This window comes from Sulfitobacter sediminis (assembly GCF_040811725.1).
Taxonomy (GTDB): domain Bacteria; phylum Pseudomonadota; class Alphaproteobacteria; order Rhodobacterales; family Rhodobacteraceae; genus Sulfitobacter; species Sulfitobacter sediminis.
Genome location: NZ_JBFNXX010000011.1, coordinates 1 through 20,278 on the forward strand (window position 1 = coordinate 1; position 20,278 = coordinate 20,278).

General features: G+C 63.8%; 22 protein-coding genes and 1 pseudogene. 15 read left to right on the top strand and 8 right to left on the bottom strand.

Translation table 11 applies throughout. The features are described 5' to 3' along the window. Positions 1 to 298: 298 nt before the first annotated feature. The 4 genes from AB2B41_RS14420 to irrA all read right to left on the bottom strand — a co-directional run bounded on the left by AB2B41_RS14420 (position 299) and on the right by irrA (position 2,655). Positions 299 to 1,003 carry an IS6 family transposase gene (locus AB2B41_RS14420; RefSeq protein WP_367878511.1) on the bottom strand — a complete coding sequence of 235 codons (705 nt, stop codon included), beginning with the start codon at positions 1,001 to 1,003 and terminating at the stop codon, positions 299 to 301. 31 nt (positions 1,004 to 1,034) lie between these two features. Beyond that, positions 1,035 to 1,289 (bottom strand): LysR family transcriptional regulator, encoded by a 255-nt coding sequence (locus AB2B41_RS14425; protein WP_367878512.1) that lies wholly within the window; start codon positions 1,287 to 1,289, stop codon positions 1,035 to 1,037. Positions 1,290 to 1,416: 127 nt separating this feature from the next. Then, entirely contained in the window at positions 1,417 to 2,211 is a 795-nt protein-coding gene (locus AB2B41_RS14430) for a phytanoyl-CoA dioxygenase family protein (RefSeq protein ID WP_367878513.1), read from the bottom strand. Positions 2,212 to 2,226: 15 nt separating this feature from the next. Further along, positions 2,227 to 2,655: an iron response transcriptional regulator IrrA gene (gene irrA, locus AB2B41_RS14435; RefSeq protein ID WP_367878514.1), complete on the bottom strand. Its 429-nt coding sequence runs from the start codon at positions 2,653 to 2,655 to the stop codon at positions 2,227 to 2,229. Positions 2,656 to 2,868: 213 nt separating this feature from the next. Between irrA and AB2B41_RS14440 the strand changes: the two genes are divergently transcribed. Further along, entirely contained in the window at positions 2,869 to 3,702 is an 834-nt protein-coding gene (locus AB2B41_RS14440) for a hypothetical protein (RefSeq protein WP_367878515.1), read from the top strand. 115 nt (positions 3,703 to 3,817) lie between these two features. Here the strand turns inward: AB2B41_RS14440 and AB2B41_RS14445 are convergent, their stop codons facing one another. After that, positions 3,818 to 4,783: a hypothetical protein gene (locus AB2B41_RS14445; RefSeq protein WP_367878516.1), complete on the bottom strand. Its 966-nt coding sequence runs from the start codon at positions 4,781 to 4,783 to the stop codon at positions 3,818 to 3,820. A gap of 300 nt (positions 4,784 to 5,083) precedes the next feature. Between AB2B41_RS14445 and AB2B41_RS14450 the strand changes: the two genes are divergently transcribed. The 4 genes from AB2B41_RS14450 to AB2B41_RS14465 all read left to right on the top strand — a co-directional run bounded on the left by AB2B41_RS14450 (position 5,084) and on the right by AB2B41_RS14465 (position 7,898). Further along, entirely contained in the window at positions 5,084 to 5,569 is a 486-nt protein-coding gene (locus tag AB2B41_RS14450; RefSeq protein WP_367878517.1) for a RidA family protein, read from the top strand. Positions 5,570 to 5,688: 119 nt separating this feature from the next. Continuing rightward, positions 5,689 to 6,198, top strand: a complete 510-nt coding sequence (fabA, locus tag AB2B41_RS14455; protein ID WP_367878518.1) for a bifunctional 3-hydroxydecanoyl-ACP dehydratase/trans-2-decenoyl-ACP isomerase — start codon at positions 5,689 to 5,691, stop codon at positions 6,196 to 6,198. Between the two features lie 123 nt (positions 6,199 to 6,321). After that, on the top strand, positions 6,322 to 7,473 hold the full coding sequence (locus AB2B41_RS14460) for a sensor histidine kinase (protein WP_367878519.1): 1,152 nt from the start codon (positions 6,322 to 6,324) through the stop codon (positions 7,471 to 7,473). Continuing rightward, on the top strand, positions 7,470 to 7,898 hold the full coding sequence (locus tag AB2B41_RS14465; protein ID WP_367878520.1) for a response regulator: 429 nt from the start codon (positions 7,470 to 7,472) through the stop codon (positions 7,896 to 7,898). Before AB2B41_RS14460 ends, AB2B41_RS14465 begins: the two co-directional genes overlap by 4 nt. 46 nt (positions 7,899 to 7,944) lie before the next feature. Here AB2B41_RS14465 and AB2B41_RS14470 read toward each other — a convergent pair. Beyond that, a pseudogene (locus AB2B41_RS14470) lies at positions 7,945 to 9,318 on the bottom strand (NAD-dependent succinate-semialdehyde dehydrogenase). Positions 9,319 to 9,486: 168 nt separating this feature from the next. Here AB2B41_RS14470 and fabB point away from each other — a divergent pair. Continuing rightward, positions 9,487 to 10,716, top strand: a complete 1,230-nt coding sequence (gene fabB, locus AB2B41_RS14475) for a beta-ketoacyl-ACP synthase I (RefSeq protein ID WP_367878521.1) — start codon at positions 9,487 to 9,489, stop codon at positions 10,714 to 10,716. A gap of 6 nt (positions 10,717 to 10,722) precedes the next feature. Beyond that, a complete protein-coding gene (locus AB2B41_RS14480; RefSeq protein ID WP_367878522.1) occupies positions 10,723 to 11,514 on the top strand; it encodes an enoyl-ACP reductase FabI in 792 nt (263 codons plus the stop codon). Positions 11,515 to 11,663: 149 nt separating this feature from the next. Here AB2B41_RS14480 and AB2B41_RS14485 read toward each other — a convergent pair whose 3' ends face one another. Continuing rightward, the gene (locus AB2B41_RS14485; protein ID WP_367878523.1) at positions 11,664 to 12,776 is read right to left on the bottom strand and encodes a THUMP domain-containing class I SAM-dependent RNA methyltransferase; all 1,113 of its coding nucleotides are present in this window, start codon (positions 12,774 to 12,776) and stop codon (positions 11,664 to 11,666) included. A gap of 109 nt (positions 12,777 to 12,885) precedes the next feature. On the opposite strand from AB2B41_RS14485, the gene AB2B41_RS14490 reads away from it, so the two are divergent. After that, positions 12,886 to 13,428, top strand: coding sequence for a hypothetical protein (locus tag AB2B41_RS14490; RefSeq protein ID WP_367878524.1), 543 nt, complete (start codon positions 12,886 to 12,888; stop codon positions 13,426 to 13,428). Here AB2B41_RS14490 and AB2B41_RS14495 read toward each other — a convergent pair whose 3' ends face one another. Then, positions 13,429 to 13,857, bottom strand: a complete 429-nt coding sequence (locus tag AB2B41_RS14495; protein WP_367878525.1) for an FKBP-type peptidyl-prolyl cis-trans isomerase — start codon at positions 13,855 to 13,857, stop codon at positions 13,429 to 13,431. 187 nt (positions 13,858 to 14,044) lie between these two features. On the opposite strand from AB2B41_RS14495, the gene AB2B41_RS14500 reads away from it, so the two are divergent. Genes AB2B41_RS14500 through AB2B41_RS14530 form a run of 7 tightly spaced genes read left to right on the top strand, consistent with a single transcriptional unit; the run spans position 14,045 to position 20,254 of the window. Next, a complete protein-coding gene (locus AB2B41_RS14500; protein ID WP_367878526.1) occupies positions 14,045 to 14,731 on the top strand; it encodes a haloacid dehalogenase type II in 687 nt (228 codons plus the stop codon). Then, a complete protein-coding gene (locus AB2B41_RS14505; RefSeq protein ID WP_367878527.1) occupies positions 14,732 to 15,556 on the top strand; it encodes an alpha/beta fold hydrolase in 825 nt (274 codons plus the stop codon). Further along, entirely contained in the window at positions 15,553 to 16,524 is a 972-nt protein-coding gene (locus tag AB2B41_RS14510; RefSeq protein ID WP_367878528.1) for a threonine ammonia-lyase, read from the top strand. Before AB2B41_RS14505 ends, AB2B41_RS14510 begins: the two co-directional genes overlap by 4 nt. Positions 16,525 to 16,553: 29 nt before the next feature. Continuing rightward, on the top strand, positions 16,554 to 17,342 hold the full coding sequence (pcaD, locus tag AB2B41_RS14515; RefSeq protein WP_367878529.1) for a 3-oxoadipate enol-lactonase: 789 nt from the start codon (positions 16,554 to 16,556) through the stop codon (positions 17,340 to 17,342). After that, the gene (pcaC, locus tag AB2B41_RS14520) at positions 17,335 to 17,718 is read left to right on the top strand and encodes a 4-carboxymuconolactone decarboxylase (RefSeq protein WP_367878530.1); all 384 of its coding nucleotides are present in this window, start codon (positions 17,335 to 17,337) and stop codon (positions 17,716 to 17,718) included. The genes pcaD and pcaC overlap by 8 nt, the downstream gene beginning before the upstream one ends. Continuing rightward, the gene (locus tag AB2B41_RS14525; protein WP_367878531.1) at positions 17,719 to 19,044 is read left to right on the top strand and encodes a lyase family protein; all 1,326 of its coding nucleotides are present in this window, start codon (positions 17,719 to 17,721) and stop codon (positions 19,042 to 19,044) included. A 4-nt stretch (positions 19,045 to 19,048) separates the two neighbouring features. Further along, positions 19,049 to 20,254, top strand: coding sequence for a TCR/Tet family MFS transporter (locus AB2B41_RS14530; RefSeq protein WP_367878532.1), 1,206 nt, complete (start codon positions 19,049 to 19,051; stop codon positions 20,252 to 20,254). Positions 20,255 to 20,278: the final 24 nt, after the last annotated feature.

The window sequence follows — 20,278 nt, forward strand, 5'->3', positions numbered from 1 at the left end:
GGCAAAGGAAATCACAGTTGCAGGTTTCCATGTACTCGCCTTCAATACGCCAGTCGGCCATAGTCACTCCTCCCATAATTCCGACACAGTAGCACAGATTCCGAATTCACGCACACTGATACACCTGTAGCGCATCTAGATGGCCTGCTGAACGCTCAGCAGACCTTATTGGTGAGCGCAGCTAATGGCTGTATCGAGCCCGCAGTGTTCAAACCCGAAAACTGCCTTCAGGCGAAACACCGGCCGGAGGTGTCAGACCAATACGAACCCGTCTTCGAAAGGACAGTGAGGCTTTCTTTTATCCCGTGCCGAGAGCGCGCCACTCGGCGAGAGCAGCGGCACGATTCAACTTGAAATGAGGTCTGGTGTAGTGGCTTCGTTCCGTGTTGAAGAGGTTGTAAATCGAGGCGTGGACAGAGGCGAACTTCTGCAAACTTCGCATGCGCCTAAAGCGGAGCATGGCCCGTTCTCTTCGTCGGAACGGAAGGTGTGAATTTTCTGCACGATTGTTCAGCCAGCGACCGGTTTCCTGTCTGTTGTCCAGGCCGATGTCTCTCAACGCAGCGCTGTAAGAGCGCAGCAAATCCGTGACGAACACATCCGGACAGCCGTGCTTACGCATTGCTTTCTTTAAGAATTTCAACGCAGCTTTCTTGTCGCGTGTTTTCGTTACGAAGCTTTCCAGCACCTCGCCTTCATGATCAACGGCGCGCCATAGGTAATGCCGTTCGCCGTTGATCTTCACGAACATCTCGTCCAGATGCCAGCGCCACTTGCTCGAATTCGTGCCTTCGATCCGGCGCTTTCGGATCTCCGCGGCAAACATTGGCCCGAACCGATGCCACCAATATCTCACCGCTTCATGGCTGACATCGATGCCGCGCTCATGGAGCAAATCCTCTACATTTCGGAGGGAAAGAGGAAACCGCACGTACAACATTACGGCCAGGCGGATGATCTCACGGCTCGTTTTGAAATAGCGGAATGGGTCAGGTTTGGTCATGAAGGAAAGTTACGGAACTGCCCTGCCCCGCTCAAGCTGGTTTGCTCTGACAGTCCCCCGCGACAGCTTCTTCCACCCGTTCGGCAAGCGGCACCAGCCGCGCACACGCATCCGTCACCTCAAGCCCCGTCTTGGAACGCTTGAAAAGCACGGTGTCGAGCGATGCCTCCAGCCCCGACAGGCGGCGGCTGACCGTGGATTGATCCATGCCCAGAAGGATCGCCGCACGCGAAAGCGACCCGCCGCGCGCGGCGGCCAGAAGGATTTTCAGATCGTCCCAGTGCAAGGGCAAAGTATTGGTCCCCGTTCGCGCAAACCCACCGGAAACAGCTTATCCGGACTTGGATAAAGCGGGAGACCTTTTTTCGCGCCGGCGATGAGACGCCGGCAAGCGAGGCATGGACGACAGAGGCCTACCCGTCCCAGATCACCGGAAACCAGTCTGTCCGCAGCCGGTCACCCGGTTGCATCCCGTGCCCCGGGAAGGGCGGCGAGGTGGGACCGGGCCTTTCGACATAACGGGCATCGTCGCCCACCAGCCGCAGCGAGAACGCCCGCCGCCGCGCACCTGCCCTGTTGCCCCGTGCGCCATGCAGGATGTCATAGTTGAAGGCCACCGCATCGCCCGGTGCCATCTCCCATTCGCGGATGTCCATCCCCTCGGCGTCGGGGTCCGGAACGGGCATGTAGGGCGCGGGATCGAAGAAGGCATCGCCCTTGGCCCAGCGCGTGGGCAGCACGGGCTTTTCCCACAGGTGAGAGCCCGCCACGCAACGCAGCGTCGCGTCGGTCACCGGATCAAGCGGGGACCAGAAGCTGATCGTCTGCTTGCCCGAGACGAAGTAATAGGGTCCGTCCGAATGCCACGGTGTCGCCATGGAGGTACCGGGTTCCTTTACCAGCACGTGGTCGTGGAAAAGCTGCGCGGTGCCGCTGCCCATCAGTTCAGCGCCAACCTGCGCGGCGGCGGAGCCCCGGATCACCTCTTCGAATTCGGGAATACGCTGCCAGTTGCAGTAGTCGTCAAAGAAACGCCCCGTCTCGCCCGCGCGTTCGTTGTTGGACGCGTAGGGCCCCGGTTCGGCCATGTTCCGATCCACACCCGCGCGCAGGGTGTCGACATGGTCGGCGAAAAGCCCCTTTATCAGCACGACACCGTCGCGCTGGAAGGCGTCTATCAGGTCTTGTGAAATCAGCGGATGCGGCATGGCCCGAAACCGGGCTCAGCCCTTGGCGGTCTTGCGGCGCAGGCGGATCACCACGTCGACGCTGGCGATCTCGGCCCCTTCGGGCGCGTCGGGCAGTTCCGCGATGACCAGTTGCTCCGACGGCGCATCGGTCAGCTTGCCGTCGTCTTCCCAGAAGAAATGCGGATGATCGTGCGTGTTGGTGTCGAAATAGCTCTTTGAGCCATCGACGGTCACTTCCTGCAACAGCCCGGCCTCGCAGAAGGCGCGCAGGGTGTTATAGACGGTCGCAAGCGAGACCGCGTCGCCCTGCCCCTTCGCGGCCTCAAAGAGGCTTTCGGCCGTCACGTGCCGGTGCTGTCCATCACCGACCAGCAGGCTCGCCAACGTGACACGTTGCCGGGTCGGGCGAACGCCCGCCTGCTCCAGCCAGCGTGTGCCGTTTTCGATATGGGTCTGCGTCATGGATCGCTCCGTCTCGGGGTCGAACCTAATATAAGGGTCGATGCGAACCGTTTTCAATTGCAAAAGGCAGATCTGGCACTTGAGTGCATCATCCTGTCGCGGCGGGGAAACAGCGCCTTTAAATCCCCGATCCACCCAGAACTTGCCGCGGTGGCGCTTAAATATCGCCATAGTTGCAGCCTTAGCTGTCCCCAACTATTGACGGAGGGTCCGATGAGCAGGCTCACAGGTTTCATTTTCGTACTGGGCGTCCTGATGATCGGGGCTGCCAGCATGATGGCGTTCGACGCCTACATGAACGACGATCGCAAGGACGCGGTGCGCGCCGAGATCAACACGCAGCTCGACGAGGGCGCGGCGCGATACGAGGAGCGCCGGGAGGATGGCTGCCGACGCCGTTGCGGCTTCTTCGGCAAGATTGCTGCCATGGTGACGGAACTGCGCGACGGCGTCTTCTCCGGCGTGCCCTTCGATCCCGAGACGGGTCTGCCGCAGGCACCCGAGGGCTGGACGGCGGTGCCCTACGATCTTGCCCTCACCGAGGCCATCGTCGGACAAAAGATGGAGCGCACCGTTCTTGTTTCCTCCACCAGCAACAAGTTGTTGATGCATTTCGACGACATGGCAAAGGCCGCGCAGACCGGCGCGGTGCGGTTCTATCGCAAGGACGGTATGGCCATCGCCATGGCATTGGAGATCTCGCGCGAGGGCCTGCGCGCCGAGCCCAAGCGGAAGGCCCGCGTTCCGGGCAACGCTCAGCCTTCGCAAATCGTCGTGGACGGCCTGCCCTTCATGCGGCACGCACAGGTGTCGGTTGATGCCCTCACGGACAAGCGGACGCCCGTAGCGTACCACTCATACTCGATGAACCTTGACGGTCAGGTGGACATCAAGGTGATCGCGCTGGCTCCCGATGCCGAAGTATATAGGTTCCTTGCAAGTTTCGACCTCGAACCCATCGTCGAAAAGCTGCCCCACCAGCCCTTTGGCTATGCCGCAGGCAAGGACAGCATCTCGACGGCACAGCTCAGTCCGCAGACGGACTGAGCCAGCGACCCGACCAACCTGGCTCGAGGTCGCGAGAGTTTCAGAAAGCCACCATCGCTGCACTCGGCGAGGGTAGCTTTGCTCAGCGAGGGGCAAGCGCCAGCTGAGCTTCTCCCTATTCCTGCAACTCTTTTTTCAGGTCCACGCGGCGTTTCTTGGCCGCCCTGAACTTGTCCGAGGCATCCCCGGCGGCCTTGGTGGCTTTCTTGTATTTCTCTGCCGCCGCCGCCAGCGTCTTGTCCGAAGAACGCATGGCCACCACCAGCTTCTTGTAGCGTTTCTCGGTGTCCTTCAGGTCCTTCCTGGCCTTCTTCAGGTCCTTCTCGGCGGTGCCGATCTCCTTGTCATCCGCGATCAACGCGTCGATGGCGCCCATGGCCGAGACCAGCTTGCCGCTGCCCTTGCCCAAGAGATCGACCGCCCCGCCGTATTCGCCCGCAGCGGTCTTGGCCGCCGCCCCGGCGGTTGGCCCCGTGGGACCGAGGGCCGCATCCGCCGCAAGGCGTGTCCCCGCGGTGCCCAGAACGAGAATGGCCAGTTGCGCGCCCTTCAGCGCGGGCAGGCAGGCGGTCACGCCAGTGATCGCCACGTTGATCGCGCGCTGCGCCTTGGCCCCGGTGACATCGCGTTTGGCCTTTTTCAGCTTCTTTTCCAGCTTCGGAATGCCGTCCATCAGCTTCTTGACCTGATCCTGCTGGCTTTTCACGATCATCTGAAAGAGAAGGATCATGCCCGCCGCCTGCGAGGCCGTCCGTTCCTTATTGTGCGCGGCAAACATCGCGTTGCTCTGTTCCAGCACCATGATCGCGGTGTGGAAATTCTCCATCGCCGCCTGCGCTTTCTTGATGCGGCTTGTGGTCAGGTCCTTCTTCTCGATCTCCTCGAAGGCCGCGTCGCACTTGTCATAAAGTGTTTCGAGCACCGCGTAGTCCTTCTTGTAGCCGCTCACGAGCGACTTTGGACAATGCGCCATTTCCGAACTTTTGAGGTTGGCATCTGTCAGGTCTGTAACGTCGCTGTAGTATTCCTCGATTTCCCGGCGCAGGTATTCGAGGGCCATGTGTTTAAGCGAAAAGCTCATGTGATCTGTCTCCGTGAGGGATAAGGTCTTGTGTTTCTGAATGGTCTGGTGTGCCGGGTCCGCGGTGCGCCGCTCGCAACGCCCGAAATTGACGTTGGTTTGCACGGCCCATCGCGGGCCCCGACAGGTTTGAAATACCTGATAGAGATGTAGAGAGCGGCACGCAGCAGATGAACCGGCACCGGTGCAAGGCATCCATGCAAGAACGCAGGTAGGGTCAATTAGGGCACGGCGGGCTGAAAATCCGCTGATCCCATGCTACGCTCTGACCGAAAACATCTGGCAAAGGAGTTCACGGCCATGACCACCCCCGAAGAACGATTGCAGCAGCTTGGCTTGTCCCTGCCCGCCCCAACAAAGATCCCCGATGGCCTGCATCTGCCATTCAGCTTCGTGAACCTGCGCGGCGAGCGGGCCATATTCTCGGGCCATCCCAAGAACGCGGCGGACGGCAGCATCGGTGGGCCCTTCGGGACCGTCGGCACCGACCTGACAACCGAGGCCGCCTATGACGAAGCGCGCCATATCGGCCTCACGGTACTGGCCAATCTCAGGGCGGAACTGGGCACGCTGTCCCGGATCACCGGTTGGGCCCGCGTTTTCGGCATGGTCGCCTCGGCCCCTGGGTATACCGAGCAGCATCTGGTCCTGAACGGTTTCAGCGACCTTGTGGTCGACGTCTTCGGCCCGGAGATTGGTCGGCACGCCCGCAGCGCTATCGGCGTCGCGAGCCTGCCCATGGGCTTTGCGATGGAGATCGAGGGCGAGGTGCTGATCGCGACCTGAGGGGAACGCGGAGGTGCATCTCCCCGCCAATCGGTCTTGGTCCGCGCGCGACCCTTGCGGTATGAGGGTGCGGCATGTAGACCGCCCCGAACACCGAAGACCCAGCAGGAAAGCAACCGATGGCCGATTATCCCACCAGCTTCGACAAGGAAGACCTCCTCAAATGCGCCCGAGGTGAGCTCTTCGGCCCCGGCAACGCGCAACTTCCCGCCCCGCCGATGCTGATGATGGACCGGATCACCGATGTCTCTGCCGACGGCGGCGCCCATGGCAAGGGACATATCACCGCCGAATTCGACATCACGCCGGACCTGTGGTTCTTCGACTGCCACTTCCCCGGCAACCCGATCATGCCAGGTTGCCTGGGCCTTGACGGCCTGTGGCAGTTGACCGGCTTCAACCTCGGCTGGCGCGGCTGGCCCGGGCGCGGCTATGCGCTGGGTGTGGGCGAGGTGAAACTGACCGGCATGGTGCGGCCTGACCGCAAGATGCTGACCTACAAGATCGACTTTACCAAGGCGATCCAGACGCGCCGCCTGACCATGGGCGTGGCCGACGGGATCGTCGAGGCGGACGGTGAGATGATCTACCAGGTCAAGGACATGAAGGTGGCGCTCAGCGAAAGCTGATCCGAACCGATGGTGCCGGAAGCCCGCAGACACGCATCGCCGCGTTAAGGATTTATTCACGAAACTCCGCCCAGACTTCGCTGCGCGGGGGTCTTGCCTCCGTTCGACGGAAGGGGCGGTGGCGTGTCGGAAAAGAATTACCTGCAAAACGAGCTCGAAGAGCTTTTGCAGAAGGACCTGTCGACCTGGACTTTCATGCAGGAAGGATCGCTCGACGGTATCTGGTACTGGGATCTCGAACGCCCCGAAAACGAATGGATGAGCCCCGAATTCTGGCGCACCATGGGCTTCGATCCAGCGGAGAAACGGCATGACCCGGCGGAATGGCAGGACCTGATCTTTCAGGACGACCTCGCCACCGCGCTCGAGAATTTCCACGCCCATTGCGCCGACCAGGATCATCCCTATGACCAGGTGGTGCGCTACCGCCACGCAGACGGGTCGACCGTCTGGGTCCGCTGCCGGGGCATGGCGATCCGCGACCCGGCAGGCAAACCCATCCGGATGCTGGGCGCGCATACGGACATCACACAGGTCAAGGTGTCGGAGGAAAGCGCCCGCGCCGGATGGCGTGCCGCAGACAAGGCGAATGCCGAACTGCGGTCCTTCGCCTACTCCATTTCCCACGACCTCAAGGCGCCCTCCAACACCCTCGATATGCTCCTGAACGAGCTTGAGCGTCACATCGGCGCCGACCTCGATGCAGAGGGCCGAGATCTGTTGGACATGAGCCAGAAAACCGTCGGGCGCATGAAAGACCTCATAGACTACGTTCTGGAATACACACGCGTCATCGGGATGGAGCCGAAGTTCGAGGACCTGCCGCTGAACGACGCTGTCGATCACGCGCTGCAGAACCTGCGCGCCGACATCGACGCAACGAGCGCGCGGATCGAAGTCGAGGCCTTGCCACGCATCAGGGCGGTGCGCGCGCAGATGAACATCCTGTTCCAGAACCTGCTGGCCAACGCGATCAAGTTCTGCCCGCCCGACCGCACCCCGCGCATCCACGTGGCCCAGGCCGCGGACTGTACGCAGGACCGGCTGAAAATCACCGTGCAGGACAACGGCATCGGCATTCCGCCGGGCAGCGAAGAGCGGATCTTCAGGCTTTTTCAACGCCTGCACGGCCATAGTGAGATTGCAGGCGCGGGCATCGGCCTGCCGATGTGCCAGCATATCGCGATGAACCACCAGGGCGAGATCGGCCTGACCTCAACGCCCGGGGTCGGGTCGGAATTCGCCCTGCATTTACCGAGGCATATGATTGTATGAGTGACCAGCCGGCCCAGCACCCGATCCAGCTTGCCTACCTGATCGACGATGAAGCCTTCGATCAGAAGATGTACCAGCGGATCATCGCCCGCACCCACCTTGTCGGTGAGACACGCAGTTTCCTCGCCGCGGACCACGCGCTTGATCACCTTAGGACGCATCCCGAGGAAGCGGTCGACGCCATCTTTCTCGACATCAACATGCCCCGCATGACCGGCTTCGAATTCCTCGAAGAAGCCACGGCGGAACTGGGGCCCGCCTTTGCCAAGGTCTGTATCGTGATGCTCACCACTTCGCTTGACCCGAACGACCGGGCGCGGGCGGAGCGGTTCGATGTGGTGAAGGATTTTCTCAACAAGCCGCTGACGGCGGCGGATGTGCAGCACGTGGCAGAACTGGTGCGGCAAAACGCGCCGCCCGCCTGACGCTCAACGGGGCGGCACCGGCGCGCCGCCCCCGGTCTCTTGCCTATCAGGGCAGGAAAACCGCCTTGGCATTGACGAATTCCTTCATGCCAAAGCCGCCATGCTCGCGCCCGTAGCCTGAATCCTTCACACCCCCGAAGGGCATGTTCGGATCGGCCGCCCCGTAGGAATTGATGCGCAACATGCCGGTGTCGAAATGCTCCCGTGCGAGCTTGATCGCATGCGCCTCATCCTTGCAGAAGATTCCGCCGCCCAGCCCATAGCGGCTGTCGTTGGCGATGCGCATGGCGTCCTCGTCGTCCTTGGCGCGGATGACCGCCGCAACGGGGCCAAAGATCTCGTCGTCATAGGCGGGCATGCCGGGCGTCACATTGGCCAGCACGGTCGCGGGGTAATAGGCGCCTTTCCGCTCCGGCACCTCGCCGCCGCAAAGCACCTTGGCCCCCTTCTCGACGCTCTTTTCCACCTGATCGCGCACCGTCTCGAACTGGTCCTGGCTCGACAGCGGACCAAGCTGGGAGGATTCTGCCATGGGATCGCCCATCTCGATCTTCTTCATCTGCGCGACGAAGGCATCGACAAAGGCTTCATAGACCTTTTCCGTCACAACGAAGCGCTTGGCGGAGACACAGGTCTCGCCGTTGTTCTAGAGCCGACCCATGACCGAAAACTTCACGGCCGTCTCGATGTCGGCGCCCTCCAGCACGAGGTAGGCGTCGTTTGAGCCAAGCTCCAGCACCGTCTTTTTCAGCGCCTTGGCGGCGACCGAGCCGATGTGACGCCCCGCACCGTCGCTGCCGGTCATGGTCACGCCGCGCACCAGCTTGTACTCGATCAGCTTGTCGCTCAGGTCGTGGCCGATCAGCACCACCTTGAACAGGTCGCGCGGCAATCCCGCCTCGACACACAGCTCCTGCAGCCGCAGCGCACTGCCGGTGCAGATCGAGGCATGTTTCAGCACACAGCCGTTGCCCGCCATCAGGTTCGCCGCCAGCACCCGCACCGGCTGGTAAAGCGGGAAGTTCCAGGGCTGGATCGAATAGATCACACCGATGGGCTGATAGGTGACGATCCCGCGCTGGTCCTTGCCGTGAGTACGCTCCTCGTCTGCCAGTTTTTCGGGACCGTGCTTGGCCGTGTACTCGAAGATCGCCGCGCAGATGTCGACCTCGCGCTTGCCGTCTTTCAGCAGCTTTCCGGTCTCGCGCGTCATCAACTCGGCCAGTTCATCGCGATTCTGCCGCAATGTCTCGGCAATCGCGGTCAGGTGGGGTGCCCGTTCCTCATGGGATTTCTCGCGCCAGTCCAGGAATGCCGCGTGGCAGGCCTTGACCGCTGCAATGGCATCTTCCTCGGTCATGTGTTGATAAGTGGCGATCACTTCCTCGGTCGCCGGGTTGATCGTGGTGATCTGGGACATGTCTGCTCCTTTGAATGGGTTGCAAAGGCAACCGCCCGGCCCCCTGCCCGGTTCCCTTGCAAAGCAAAAAGGACCGGAATCGCGCTGCGCACCCGCGCCGCCTAATCGCTTGCGCCCTTCGCACCTGCTGTCCTAGATAGACCGAACAGATCAAAGGGAGTGCTGCGCATGCGCCGCGTCGTCGTCACCGGACTGGGGATCGTCTCGTCCATCGGAAACAACGCCGAAGAGGTCACCGCCGCGCTCAAGGCGGGCAAGAGCGGGATCGAAGCCTCGCCCGAGATGGCCGAACACGGTTTCCGCAGCCAGGTCGCGGGCACGCTCAAGATCGACGTCACCGAACATGTCGACAAACGCACGCTGCGTTTCATGGGACCGGGCGCGGCCTATGCTTATATCGCGATGGGTCAGGCGATTGCGGACGCAGGTCTGAGCGAAGAGATGATCTCGAACCCGCGCACCGGCCTGATCGCCGGCTCCGGCGGCCCCTCGACCAGCGCGATGAAGACCGCCCATGACACGGTCGACAGTACTGGTGCCACCAAGCGGATCGGCCCCTTTGCCGTGCCCAAGTGCATGTCCTCCACGGTCAGCGCGAACCTTTCGACCGCCTACAAGATCAAGGGGATCAACTATTCGATCACCTCGGCCTGTTCGACTTCGCTGCATTGCATCGGCAATGCCGCCGAGCAGATCATGCTGGGCAAGCAGGACGTGATGTTCGCGGGCGGCGGTGAAGAACTGGACTGGACGCTTTCCTGCCTTTTCGACGCCATGGGGGCAATGAGCAGCAAGTACAACGACACGCCCCAGCGCGCCTCCCGTGCCTTCGACGCCAATCGCGACGGTTTCGTGATCACCGGCGGCGGCGGCATCGTGGTGCTGGAAGAACTGGAACACGCCAGGGCGCGCGGTGCGAAGATCTACGCCGAGGTGACGGGCTTTGCCGCTACTTCGGACGGGCACGACATGGTGGCCCCCTCCGGCGAAGGCGGCGCGCGGGCGATGCAACTGGCGCTCGACACCCTGCCCGAGGGCCGCAAGGTCAGCTACATCAACGCCCATGGCACCTCGACCCCCGTGGGCGACGTGGGCGAGATCGAGGCCGTGCGCCGCATCTTCGGCGAAGGCACGACACCGCCCGTCAGTTCCACCAAGAGCATGACCGGCCACGGACAGGGGGCCGCGGGGGCGATGGAGGCGATATTCTGCCTTCTGATGCTGGAACATGATTTCATCACACCCTCCATCAACGTCGAGACACTGGACCCTGCGCTCAAGCCCGAAGAAATCGCCACCGAGCTGGTCGAGAACGCAGGTCTCGATTCGGTGATGACCAATTCCTTCGGCTTTGGCGGCACCAACGGGTCGATGATCCTGTCGAGATATCGGGAGTAAGAGGCGATGTCTGATCTGCTCAAGGGAAAACGCGGCCTGATCATGGGGGTCGCCAACGAACGCTCCATCGCCTGGGGCATCGCCAAGGCCATGGCCGAAGCCGGGGCGGAACTGGCCTTTACCTACCAGGGCGAAGCTTTCGGCAGCCGGCTGAAGCCGCTCGCGGAAAGCGTAGGCTCGGATTTCATGGTCGACGTGGACGTGACCGACGACGCATCTCTCGACGCCGCTTTCACCGCGCTTGCCGACCGCTGGCCCACCATCGACTTCCTCGTCCACGCCATCGCCTTTTCCGACAAGTCCGAACTGACGGGCCGGTTCCTCAACACCTCCCGCGCGAACTTCAAGCACTCCATGGACATCTCCGCCTACAGCTTCATCGAGGTGGCGCGCCGTGCGCATCCGCTGATGGTGGAGAACGGCGGCACGCTGATCACGCTGACCTACCAGGGCAGCAATCGCGTGGTGCCGAACTACAATGTTATGGGCGTGGCCAAGGCAGCGCTGGAGGCGGCCACCCGCTATCTCGCCAACGATCTTGGCCCCGAGGGCATCCGCGTGAACGCGATCTCGCCGGGGCCTATGAAGACGCTGGCCGGGGCCGCCATCGGCGGCGCGCGCAAGACATACAAGCATACCGACATGAACGCGCCGCTGCGCGCCAACGCCACGCTCGAGGCGGTGGGCGGCACGGCGGTCTACCTCGCCTCGGACGCAGGTGCCTGTACGACCGGCGAGATCATCCGCGTGGACGGCGGTTTCCATGTGCTGGGGATGCCCCAGCAGGAAAACCTCTGAGACCGCGTGGGGGCAGAAGACAGTCCTGACTTTTGACCGTTTCCTTGTAAGGAAATGGTGTCGGACGCTTCGCTCAATACCGACGGAGCGCGCTTTGGTTATGTTGCGCCACAAGTTGTATTGGAAAGATGAAGCCGGGGGTGGTCTCGCTACGGCAGAGGCGGTGTTTGCCACAGCCAGACCTTGAGGCCACCGTGGGCGACCGGCGGTCCCAGCGGTTGCCAGGGCAGGCCGGTGGCCTTCGCCAGCGCGGGTTCCGAAGTCACCAGACCCACGCGCCAGCCCCGGAAATGCGTGCGCATCGTCTCGCCGAATGATCCGTAAAGAGCGAAAAGCGGCTTCTTGTTGCCGACCCGCGCGCCGTAGGGCGGATTGACCATCACGAGCCCCGCCGGGCCGTCGGGCGGGCGTGCCTCTGAGGCACCGTGGCAGGCGAAGCTGCACCAGTCGCTTACCCCGGCGCGTTCCGCATTGGCCGTGGCCATAGCGACCGCCCCCTGATCGCGGTCCGATCCAAAGAACCGTTTCTGCGGAACCACGCCCGACCCTTCCCGGCGCAGCGCCGCGTAAGCCTTCGCATCGAAGCTCGCCAGCTGCTCGAAGGCGAAGCTGCGCGACCGCCCCGGCTGCAGCCCCGCCGCGATCTCGGCCGCCTCGATAACGAAGGTGCCCGATCCGCACATCGGGTCCACCACCGGCTGGCTGCCGTCGGATCCCATCTGCCGCAGGAACAGCGCCGCCATGCTCTCGCGCAGCGGGGCCTTGCCAACTGCCTCCTTGTGGCCGCGCTTGTGCAAGGCCTCGCCTGAGGTGTCGAGGCTGATCGTCACTTGGTTGTCGAGGATGCGTACCTTGATCGCGAGCGCCGCATCCTCCGACAGCGCGATGCCGTGGCTTTCGCGCAGCGCCGTCTCGATCCGCTGGGTCGCCGCCTTCGCGTGGTAGATCTTGGACGCCTTGCAGGTGACCTGCACTTTTACCGGCACATCCGCGCGCAGCACCGCGCCCCAGTCGAACTTGCGCGCCCGCTTGTCGAGCTGGGCAAGGTGGAAGGCCATGAAGGACCCGATGCGCGCCAGCACCCGCACCGCACCGCGCAATTCCAGATTGGCGCGCCAGACCTCGGCCCAGCCCCCCGTCACGGTCACGCCACCGGGCACCGCCTTGGGGGCCGCAAATCCCTTCTCCGCCGCTTCGGCGCAAAGCGGTGCCTCCAGCCCCGGGGCGCAGACCAGGAATATCTCGAAAGATGGATTCTCCATCCCTCACCTTTACTGCCCGCAACCCGCGGCGGCGAGAGCGGAACGGAGAATTTCAGGATTTTCAGAGCAATGCCCAGATTTGGCCAGCTTTCCCCGCTATGACGCCCCCATGAGTTTCGCGGAGACCTACAGCGAAGAGGTGATCGAGACCCGGCGCATCCGCGCGCAGCGGGCCCGGTTCTGGGCGCGTATCGTCAGCCTGATGCTGATGATCACCGTCGCCGCCACCCTGCACAGCGAACCCCGCCTGCGCGCGGCCCTGATGACGGCCGCGATCAACGGCGTGATGGCCCTGACCGGTGGCTCCTTCGTGCCGGTCACCTCGCCAGAGAACCTGCCCGAGGGTGCCGAGAGGACAATTGCCGACCCGGACGCGGTGATGAAACTGCTCAGAGAGCTTCAGCCCGGCAACATCGGCGACAAGCCGTCACCGGCGCCTGCCTCTCCAGACAGCCCGGTGGCCGCCCCCGCTCCCACGGAGACGATCAAGGTGAACCGTTTCGGCAACAACCCCGAAGGGTCAGGCCCGCAGTTCAGGAAGGTGGGCCAGCCGGCAGCCGAGGCGCCAGCCGGTCCCGCAAGCACCACCGATCCGCAATCCACGACCCTCGATTTCGAGAACCTGCTTCAGCGGATCACCGGCGGCTCCTGATCAGGCGATCTTCATCAGCTCGATGTCGAACTGCAGGTCCTTGCCCGCCAGCGGGTGATTGGCATCAAGCGTGACCGTGGCCTCGTCCACCCCGACCACCGTCACCGGCACCGCGCGCCCGTCGGGGGTCTGCATCTGCAGCTGCGTGCCGATGTCGAGGGGGATTTCCTGCGGAATACCCTCACGCGGGACAGATTGCTGCATTTCGGGATTGTGCGCGCCGTAGGCGTCCGCGCTGGCGACCTTCACGGTCTTCTTGTCGCCCACTTCCATGCCGGGCAGCGCGCTGTCGAGGCCGGGAATGATCTGGCCCGAGCCCACTTCGAACTCCAGCGGATCGCGCCCCTGGGAGCTGTCGAAGGTCGTGCCGTCCTCCAGCGTGCCCGTGTAATGAATAGCAACCGTGTCGCCTGACTTCACCTGAGTCATGGTCGTCTCCTGTCTGTGATATTGGAAAATTGGCGGAGGCCGCGTATCTGCGCGGGTGCTCCTTTCGCTCTTCCCTAGCCTTTCAAAGCCGCGCCGGGATGTAAACCCCACTGTACTTGGTACAATTTCGGGCCTTTCACCCGGGTGCGCCCCGTGACAGTCTGACGCCGAAGCAAAGGGGGTTTTCATGGCGATCACCACATGCGTTTTCGACGCCTACGGCACGCTCTTCGACGTGGGCGCCGCCGCGCGGCAGGCAGCGTCAGAGCCCGATTTCGCGGCGATCAGGGACGACTGGATGGTGCTGGCCGAGCATTGGCGGCAGAAACAGCTCTCCTATTCCTGGCTGCGCGCGGTGACGGGGGCGCATACGGATTTCTGGGAAGTCACGCAAAACGGCCTCGACTGGGCCTTGGAGAAAACCGGCCATGACGGCGATCCGGCCCTGCGCGAGCGCCTGCTGGCGCTCTACTGGGAGCTTCAGGCCTACCCGGAAGTGCCCAGGATGCTCGCCACCTTGAAACAGGCGGGGCTGAACACCGCGATCCTGTCGAACGGCTCGCCTCAGATGCTGGAGGGTGCCGTGAATTCCGCCGGGATCGGCGACGTCCTCGACGTCTCGCTTTCGGTGCAGAGCGTGGGCATCTTCAAGCCCGACGCACGTGTCTACGACCTCGTCGGCAAGCACTTCGGCTGTGCCAAGGAGGAGGTGCTCTTCGTGTCATCCAACGGCTGGGACGCGGCGGCGGCAACGGGCTATGGCTTTACGACCGCATGGGTCAACCGGGCGGGCGAGCCGATGGATCGCCTGCCCTGGACGCCGAAACATGAACTGAGCGATCTCACGGAGATCCCGCAACTGGCAGGAGTTTGAATGCCGCATTTCACCACATCCGACGGGCTGAACATCTACTACGAGGACCAGGGCGACGGCCTGCCGATCCTCTGCCTGCCCGGCCTGACGCGCACCACGGCGGATTTCGACTATGTCACGCCCCATCTGGCGGGCAACCGCGTGATCAAGATCGACTATCGCGGGCGCGGGCAGTCGGATTTCGACGAGAACTGGCAGAACTACAACCTGCAGGTCGAAGGCCGCGACGTGCTGGAACTCCTGGGCCATCTTGGCATCGCCAAGACGGCGATCCTCGGCACCTCGCGCGGCGGCATGATCGGGATGGGGCTGGCGGCAGCGGCCAAGGACCGGCTGCTTGGCGTTGCGCTGAACGACATCGGCCCCGAGATCGACCCGCGCGGCATTGCCTTCATCATGGTCTACCTCGGTCGTAACCCGGCCTCCAAGACGCATGAGGAAGCGGCAGCGGCGCTCAAGCACGTCTTTCAGGACTTCGACGATGTGCCCGATGAACGCTGGCTGCGCGAGGCGCAGAAGAATTACACGCAGACCGACGAGGGCCTGCAAATCACCTACGACCCCAAGTTGCGGGAGGCGACCGAGGCGATGGCCAGCCAGCCCGCGATGGACCTCTGGCCCTTTTTCGACGCGATGAACGGCCTGCCGGTGGCCTGTATCCGGGGCGCGAATTCGCAGCTTTTCACGCAAGACACGCTGGACAAGATGAAGGACCGACGCCCTGACATGGTCACGGCGGTGGTGCCGGGGCGGGGTCATGTGCCCTTCCTCGACGAACCCGAGGCCGTCAAGGCATTGCACACATGGGTGGAGCAGATGAAATGAACATCGAAATGATCCGCGCCGCCGCCGGTCGGCTTGAAGGCCACGCGCGCCGCACGCCGCTGCTCAGCTCCCCCTTTCTTGACGAGATCGCAGGCCGCCGCGTCTGGGTGAAGCCCGAATGCCTGCAACACACCGGCAGCTTCAAGTTTCGCGGCGCATGGTCCGCGCTGTCGGCCCTCGATCCAGAGGTCCGCAAGAGCGGCGTCATCGCCTTTTCCAGCGGCAACCACGCGCAGGGCGTCGCACTGGCTGCGAAACTGCACGGCGTTCCGGCGGTCATCGTGATGCCCGAGGACAGCCCGAAGCTGAAGATCGAGAACACCCGCGCCTACGGTGCAGAGGTCGTGCTATACGACCGCGACAGCGAAAGCCGCGAGGAGATCGGCGCGCGTCTGAGCGAAGAGAGGGGCCTGACCCTGATCAAGCCATTCGATGAGCCGCAGGTGATCGCAGGGCAAGGCACCTGCGGGCTGGAGATTGCAGCGCAAGCGGCAGAGCAAGGCATTGAAAAGGCGGACGTCATCGTCTGCTGTGGTGGCGGGGGTCTGACCTCAGGCATCGCACTGGCGCTGGAGGCAGACGCGCCGGGCCTGCGCGTCCGCACGGCGGAACCCGAAGGCTTCGACGATGTCGCCCGCTCTCTCCGCTCGGGCGGGATCGAGCGCAACAATCAACTGTCCGGCAATATCTGCGACGCGATCATCACACCGCAGCCGGGCGATATCACCTTTCCGATCATGCACCGCCTCTGCGGCCCCGGCCTCGTCGTGACCGAGGACGAAGCGCTGCGCGCCATGGCGCAAGCCTTCAACCGGCTCAAGATCGTATCCGAGCCGGGCGGCGCAGTCGCACTTGCGGCGGCCCTCTTCCGCAAGGATGAAATCGAGGGCGACGACGTGATCGTGACCATCTCGGGCGGCAACGTGGATGCGCCCATGTTCATCCGGGCGCTGGAGACGCTAGAATAACGCAAGAGACAAGTTCGGGAGGACAAGTGATGAAGATGTTCGATACCGGGGAAGTACGGCTGCACTACCGCGTGGACGGCCCGGATGACGGCCCGCCCGTCGTTTTCTCGAACTCCCTGGGCACCGACATGCGCCTCTGGGACCCGATCCTGCCGCTGCTGCCCAAGGGCCTGCGCATCATCCGCTATGACAAGCGCGGCCATGGCCTGTCGTCCTGCCCCCCCGCGCCCTATTCCATGGGATCGCTGGTGACGGACGTGGAACGGCTGATGGACCACCTTAAGGTCAAAGACTGCGTCTTTGTCGGCCTCTCCATCGGTGGCATGACCGCGCAGGGCCTCGCCGTGAAACGCCTCGACCTCATCCGCGCGCTGGTGCTGTCGAACACGGCGGCCAAGATCGGCACTGTCGAGATGTGGGACGAACGCATCGCGGCGGTCGAAAAGGGCGGCATCGAAGCGCTCGCCGATGCGGTGATGGAACGCTGGTTCTCAAAGGACTTCCGCGCCACACCCGAGCTGGAGCTTTGGCGCAACATGCTCGTCCGGGGCGAGGACGCGGGCTATGCCGGGTGCTCGGCAGCGATCTCCGGCACGGACTTCTACGCCACCACCGCCACCCTGCGCCTGCCCGCCCTTGGCATCGCGGGGGCCGAGGACGGCTCCACCCCGCCAGACCTCGTGCGCGAGATGATGGACCTCATCCCCGGCTCCAGGTTTCACCTGATCCGCAAGGCCGGTCACCTGCCTTGCGTCGAGCAGCCCGAGGAATACGCGCAGGTGCTCACCGATTTTCTCAAGGCTGTCGGCCATGTCTGAGCGTCACGATAGGGGCATGCAGGTGCGCCGCGAAGTGCTGGGCAACCGGCACGTCGACCGCGCGCAAAGCGCCATGACCAAAGACGACAAGCCCTTTCAGGACCTCATCACCGAGGCCGCCTGGGGCACCGTCTGGGCCTCCGACGCGATCAGCAGGCGCGAACGCTCGATGCTGACGCTGGCGCTGCTGGCCGCCACCGGCAATTTCGAGGAAATCGAGATGCACGTCCGCGCCGCCCAGCGCACCGGTGCCAGCAAGCGCGACATCATGGAAGCCTTTCAACACGTCGCGATCTACGCGGGCGTGCCCAAGGCCAACCACGCCATCAAGATCGCCAAGCGGGTCTGGCAGGAACAAGAGACGACGGACAGGTAAATGGCCGCCAGCGTATTCGACAGCCCCCTCTACGCCCAGCTTTTCGATACAGGCGAGGCCGGACGGCTTTTCTCCGACAGCGCCGCCGTGCGCGCCATGCTGCTGGTCGAAGGCGCGCTTGCCAAGGTGCAGGGCGGCCTTGGGGTGATCCCCGAGTTTTCCGCCGCCGCGATCCACCGCGCGAGCATGGAGATCGCCGTCGATCCCGGTGCCATCGCCAAGCCGACGGGCGAGAACGGCGTGAGCGTCCCGGGCCTTGTCGCCGCCTTCCGGGCCGAGATGAAAGCGCCGGAGCACGCGCAATACGTTCACTGGGGCGCTACGAGCCAGGACATCATCGACACTGGGCTGATGCTGCGGCTGCGGCAGTCGCTCGCACTGGCCGAAGCGGACCTGCGCGAGATCGTGGCAGCTCTTGGCAAAAAGGCCGAAGAACACGCCCACCTCCCCATGGCCGCGCGCACCTACGGCCAGCATGCCACGCCTACTTCCTGGGGCGCAGTGCTGGCCCAATTCGGCACACCTCTTCTCGACGCGCTGGCCGCTCTTGAGCCCTTGCGGGCTTCATCCCTTTTCGTTTCCCTTTCCGGGGCCTCCGGGACAGGATCGGCCCTGGGCCCCAAGGCCGCCGAAACCCGCGCTGGATTATCCGAGGCGCTGGGGCTCAACGACCCGCACCGCACATGGCACACAGATCGCGGCCCCATCCTGCGCATTGCCGACTGGCAGGGGCAGGTCATGGCGGCCCTCGCCCATATGGGCCAGACGCTCATCGGCCTCACGGCCAGCGAGGCGGGTGAGATCGCCCTTGGTAACAGCGGCGCCTCCTCCACCATGCCGCAAAAGCAGAACCCGGTAGGACCCTCTGCCATGGTCGCGCTCAGCCACCAGTTCACCGGGCTGCGCACCAGCCTGCAAAGCGCCGCCGTGCACCAGCACCAGCGCGACGGCGTGGCCTGGTTCACCGAATGGATGGTCGTCCCGCAACTGGCGCTGTCGCTGGCCGCTGCACTCCAGCACGCCAAGAAACTGGCGCATGGCATCGCCCCCCACCCCGTCCAGATGCACAGCACACTCGACGGCAACCTCGGCCTCATCCATGCCGAGGCGCTCAGCTTCGCGCTCGCTGACCTGATGCCCCGCCCCGAAGCGCAGGCGAAATCCAAGGCGCTCTGCCTCGAAGCGCGAGACAAGCGCGTGCCGCTGCAAAAGCTGGCACAGGCCGATTATCCCGACCTGCCTGACAGCGTCTTCGACCCGGTCGCGGGCATGGGACAGGCGGCGGCCGAGGCGCTGGCCTTCGCCAAGCGGGCCAAGGCCCTCTGAGGGGATGAACCCCACCGTCCTCTTCATCATGATCACGGTGATGATCGACGCCATGGGCATCGGCCTGATGGTACCGGTCATGCCCGACCTCATCCGCGAGGTAAACGGCGGCGGGCTGAGTGAGGCGGCGATCTGGGGCGGTATCCTCACGACCACTTTCGCCTTCATGCAGTTCCTCTGCGGCCCCACGGTGGGCAGCCTCTCGGACCGCTGCGGGCGGCGACCCGTGCTGCTGATCTCGCTGGCGGTAATGGCCGCGGATTACGTGGTCATGGCCCTTGCGGGCAGCATCTGGCTGCTGCTGGCGGGCCGGATCGTCGGTGGGATCACGGCGGCGACGCAATCGACCGCCTATGCGCTGATGGCCGATCTCTCGGCCCCCGAACACCGGACCCGCAACTTCGGCCTGATCGGTGCGGCCTTCGGCATGGGTTTCGTGCTGGGCCCGCTGATTGGCGGGGTCCTGGCCGAATACGGCACCCGCGCGCCTTTCTGGGCCGCGGCGGCACTGGCGGGGGGCAACCTTCTTTTGGGCTCGATCGTGTTGAAGGAAACCGTGACACCAGAGATGGCCCGCCCCTTCGACTGGCGCCGTGCCAACCCCTTCGGTGTCGTGAAGCACCTTGGCAAACTGCCGGGCGTGCGACAGTTGCTGCTGGTCTATTTCCTCTACCACGTGGCCTTCGCGGTCTACCCCTCGGTCTGGTCCTACTTCGGACAGGAGCGTTTCGGCTGGACACCGGCGATGATCGGCTTTTCGCTGGCGCTTTTCGGCCTGATCATGGCGCTGGTGCAGGGCGGTCTCATCCGGGCGGCACTCGCCTGGCTAGGAGAACGCGGCACCGTGGTTGCGGGCCATCTCTTTGCCGCGCTGGCCTATCTCAGCCTCGGCTTCGTCACTTCGGGCACGCTGGCCTTGATCCTGACGCCGCTCGCGGCACTCGCAGGTGTGATCCCGCCCGCGCTCAACGGGATCATGTCGGCCCGCATCGCGGCCAATGCGCAGGGGGAATTGCAGGGCGCGCTGACCTCCGCCGCCTCGCTCGCCATGATCCTCTCGCCGCTCGTGATGACCGCCACCTTCGCCCGCTTCACCGCCGAGGACGCACCCCTCTATCTGCCCGGCGCGCCCTTTGTGCTGGCGCTGGCCCTCACGTTGCTGGGGCTCGTCTTCTTCCTTCTGCGCCCAAGGCGGCAACCGGTGGCGTAACCGCACTCTGCGCTGTCGCATCGG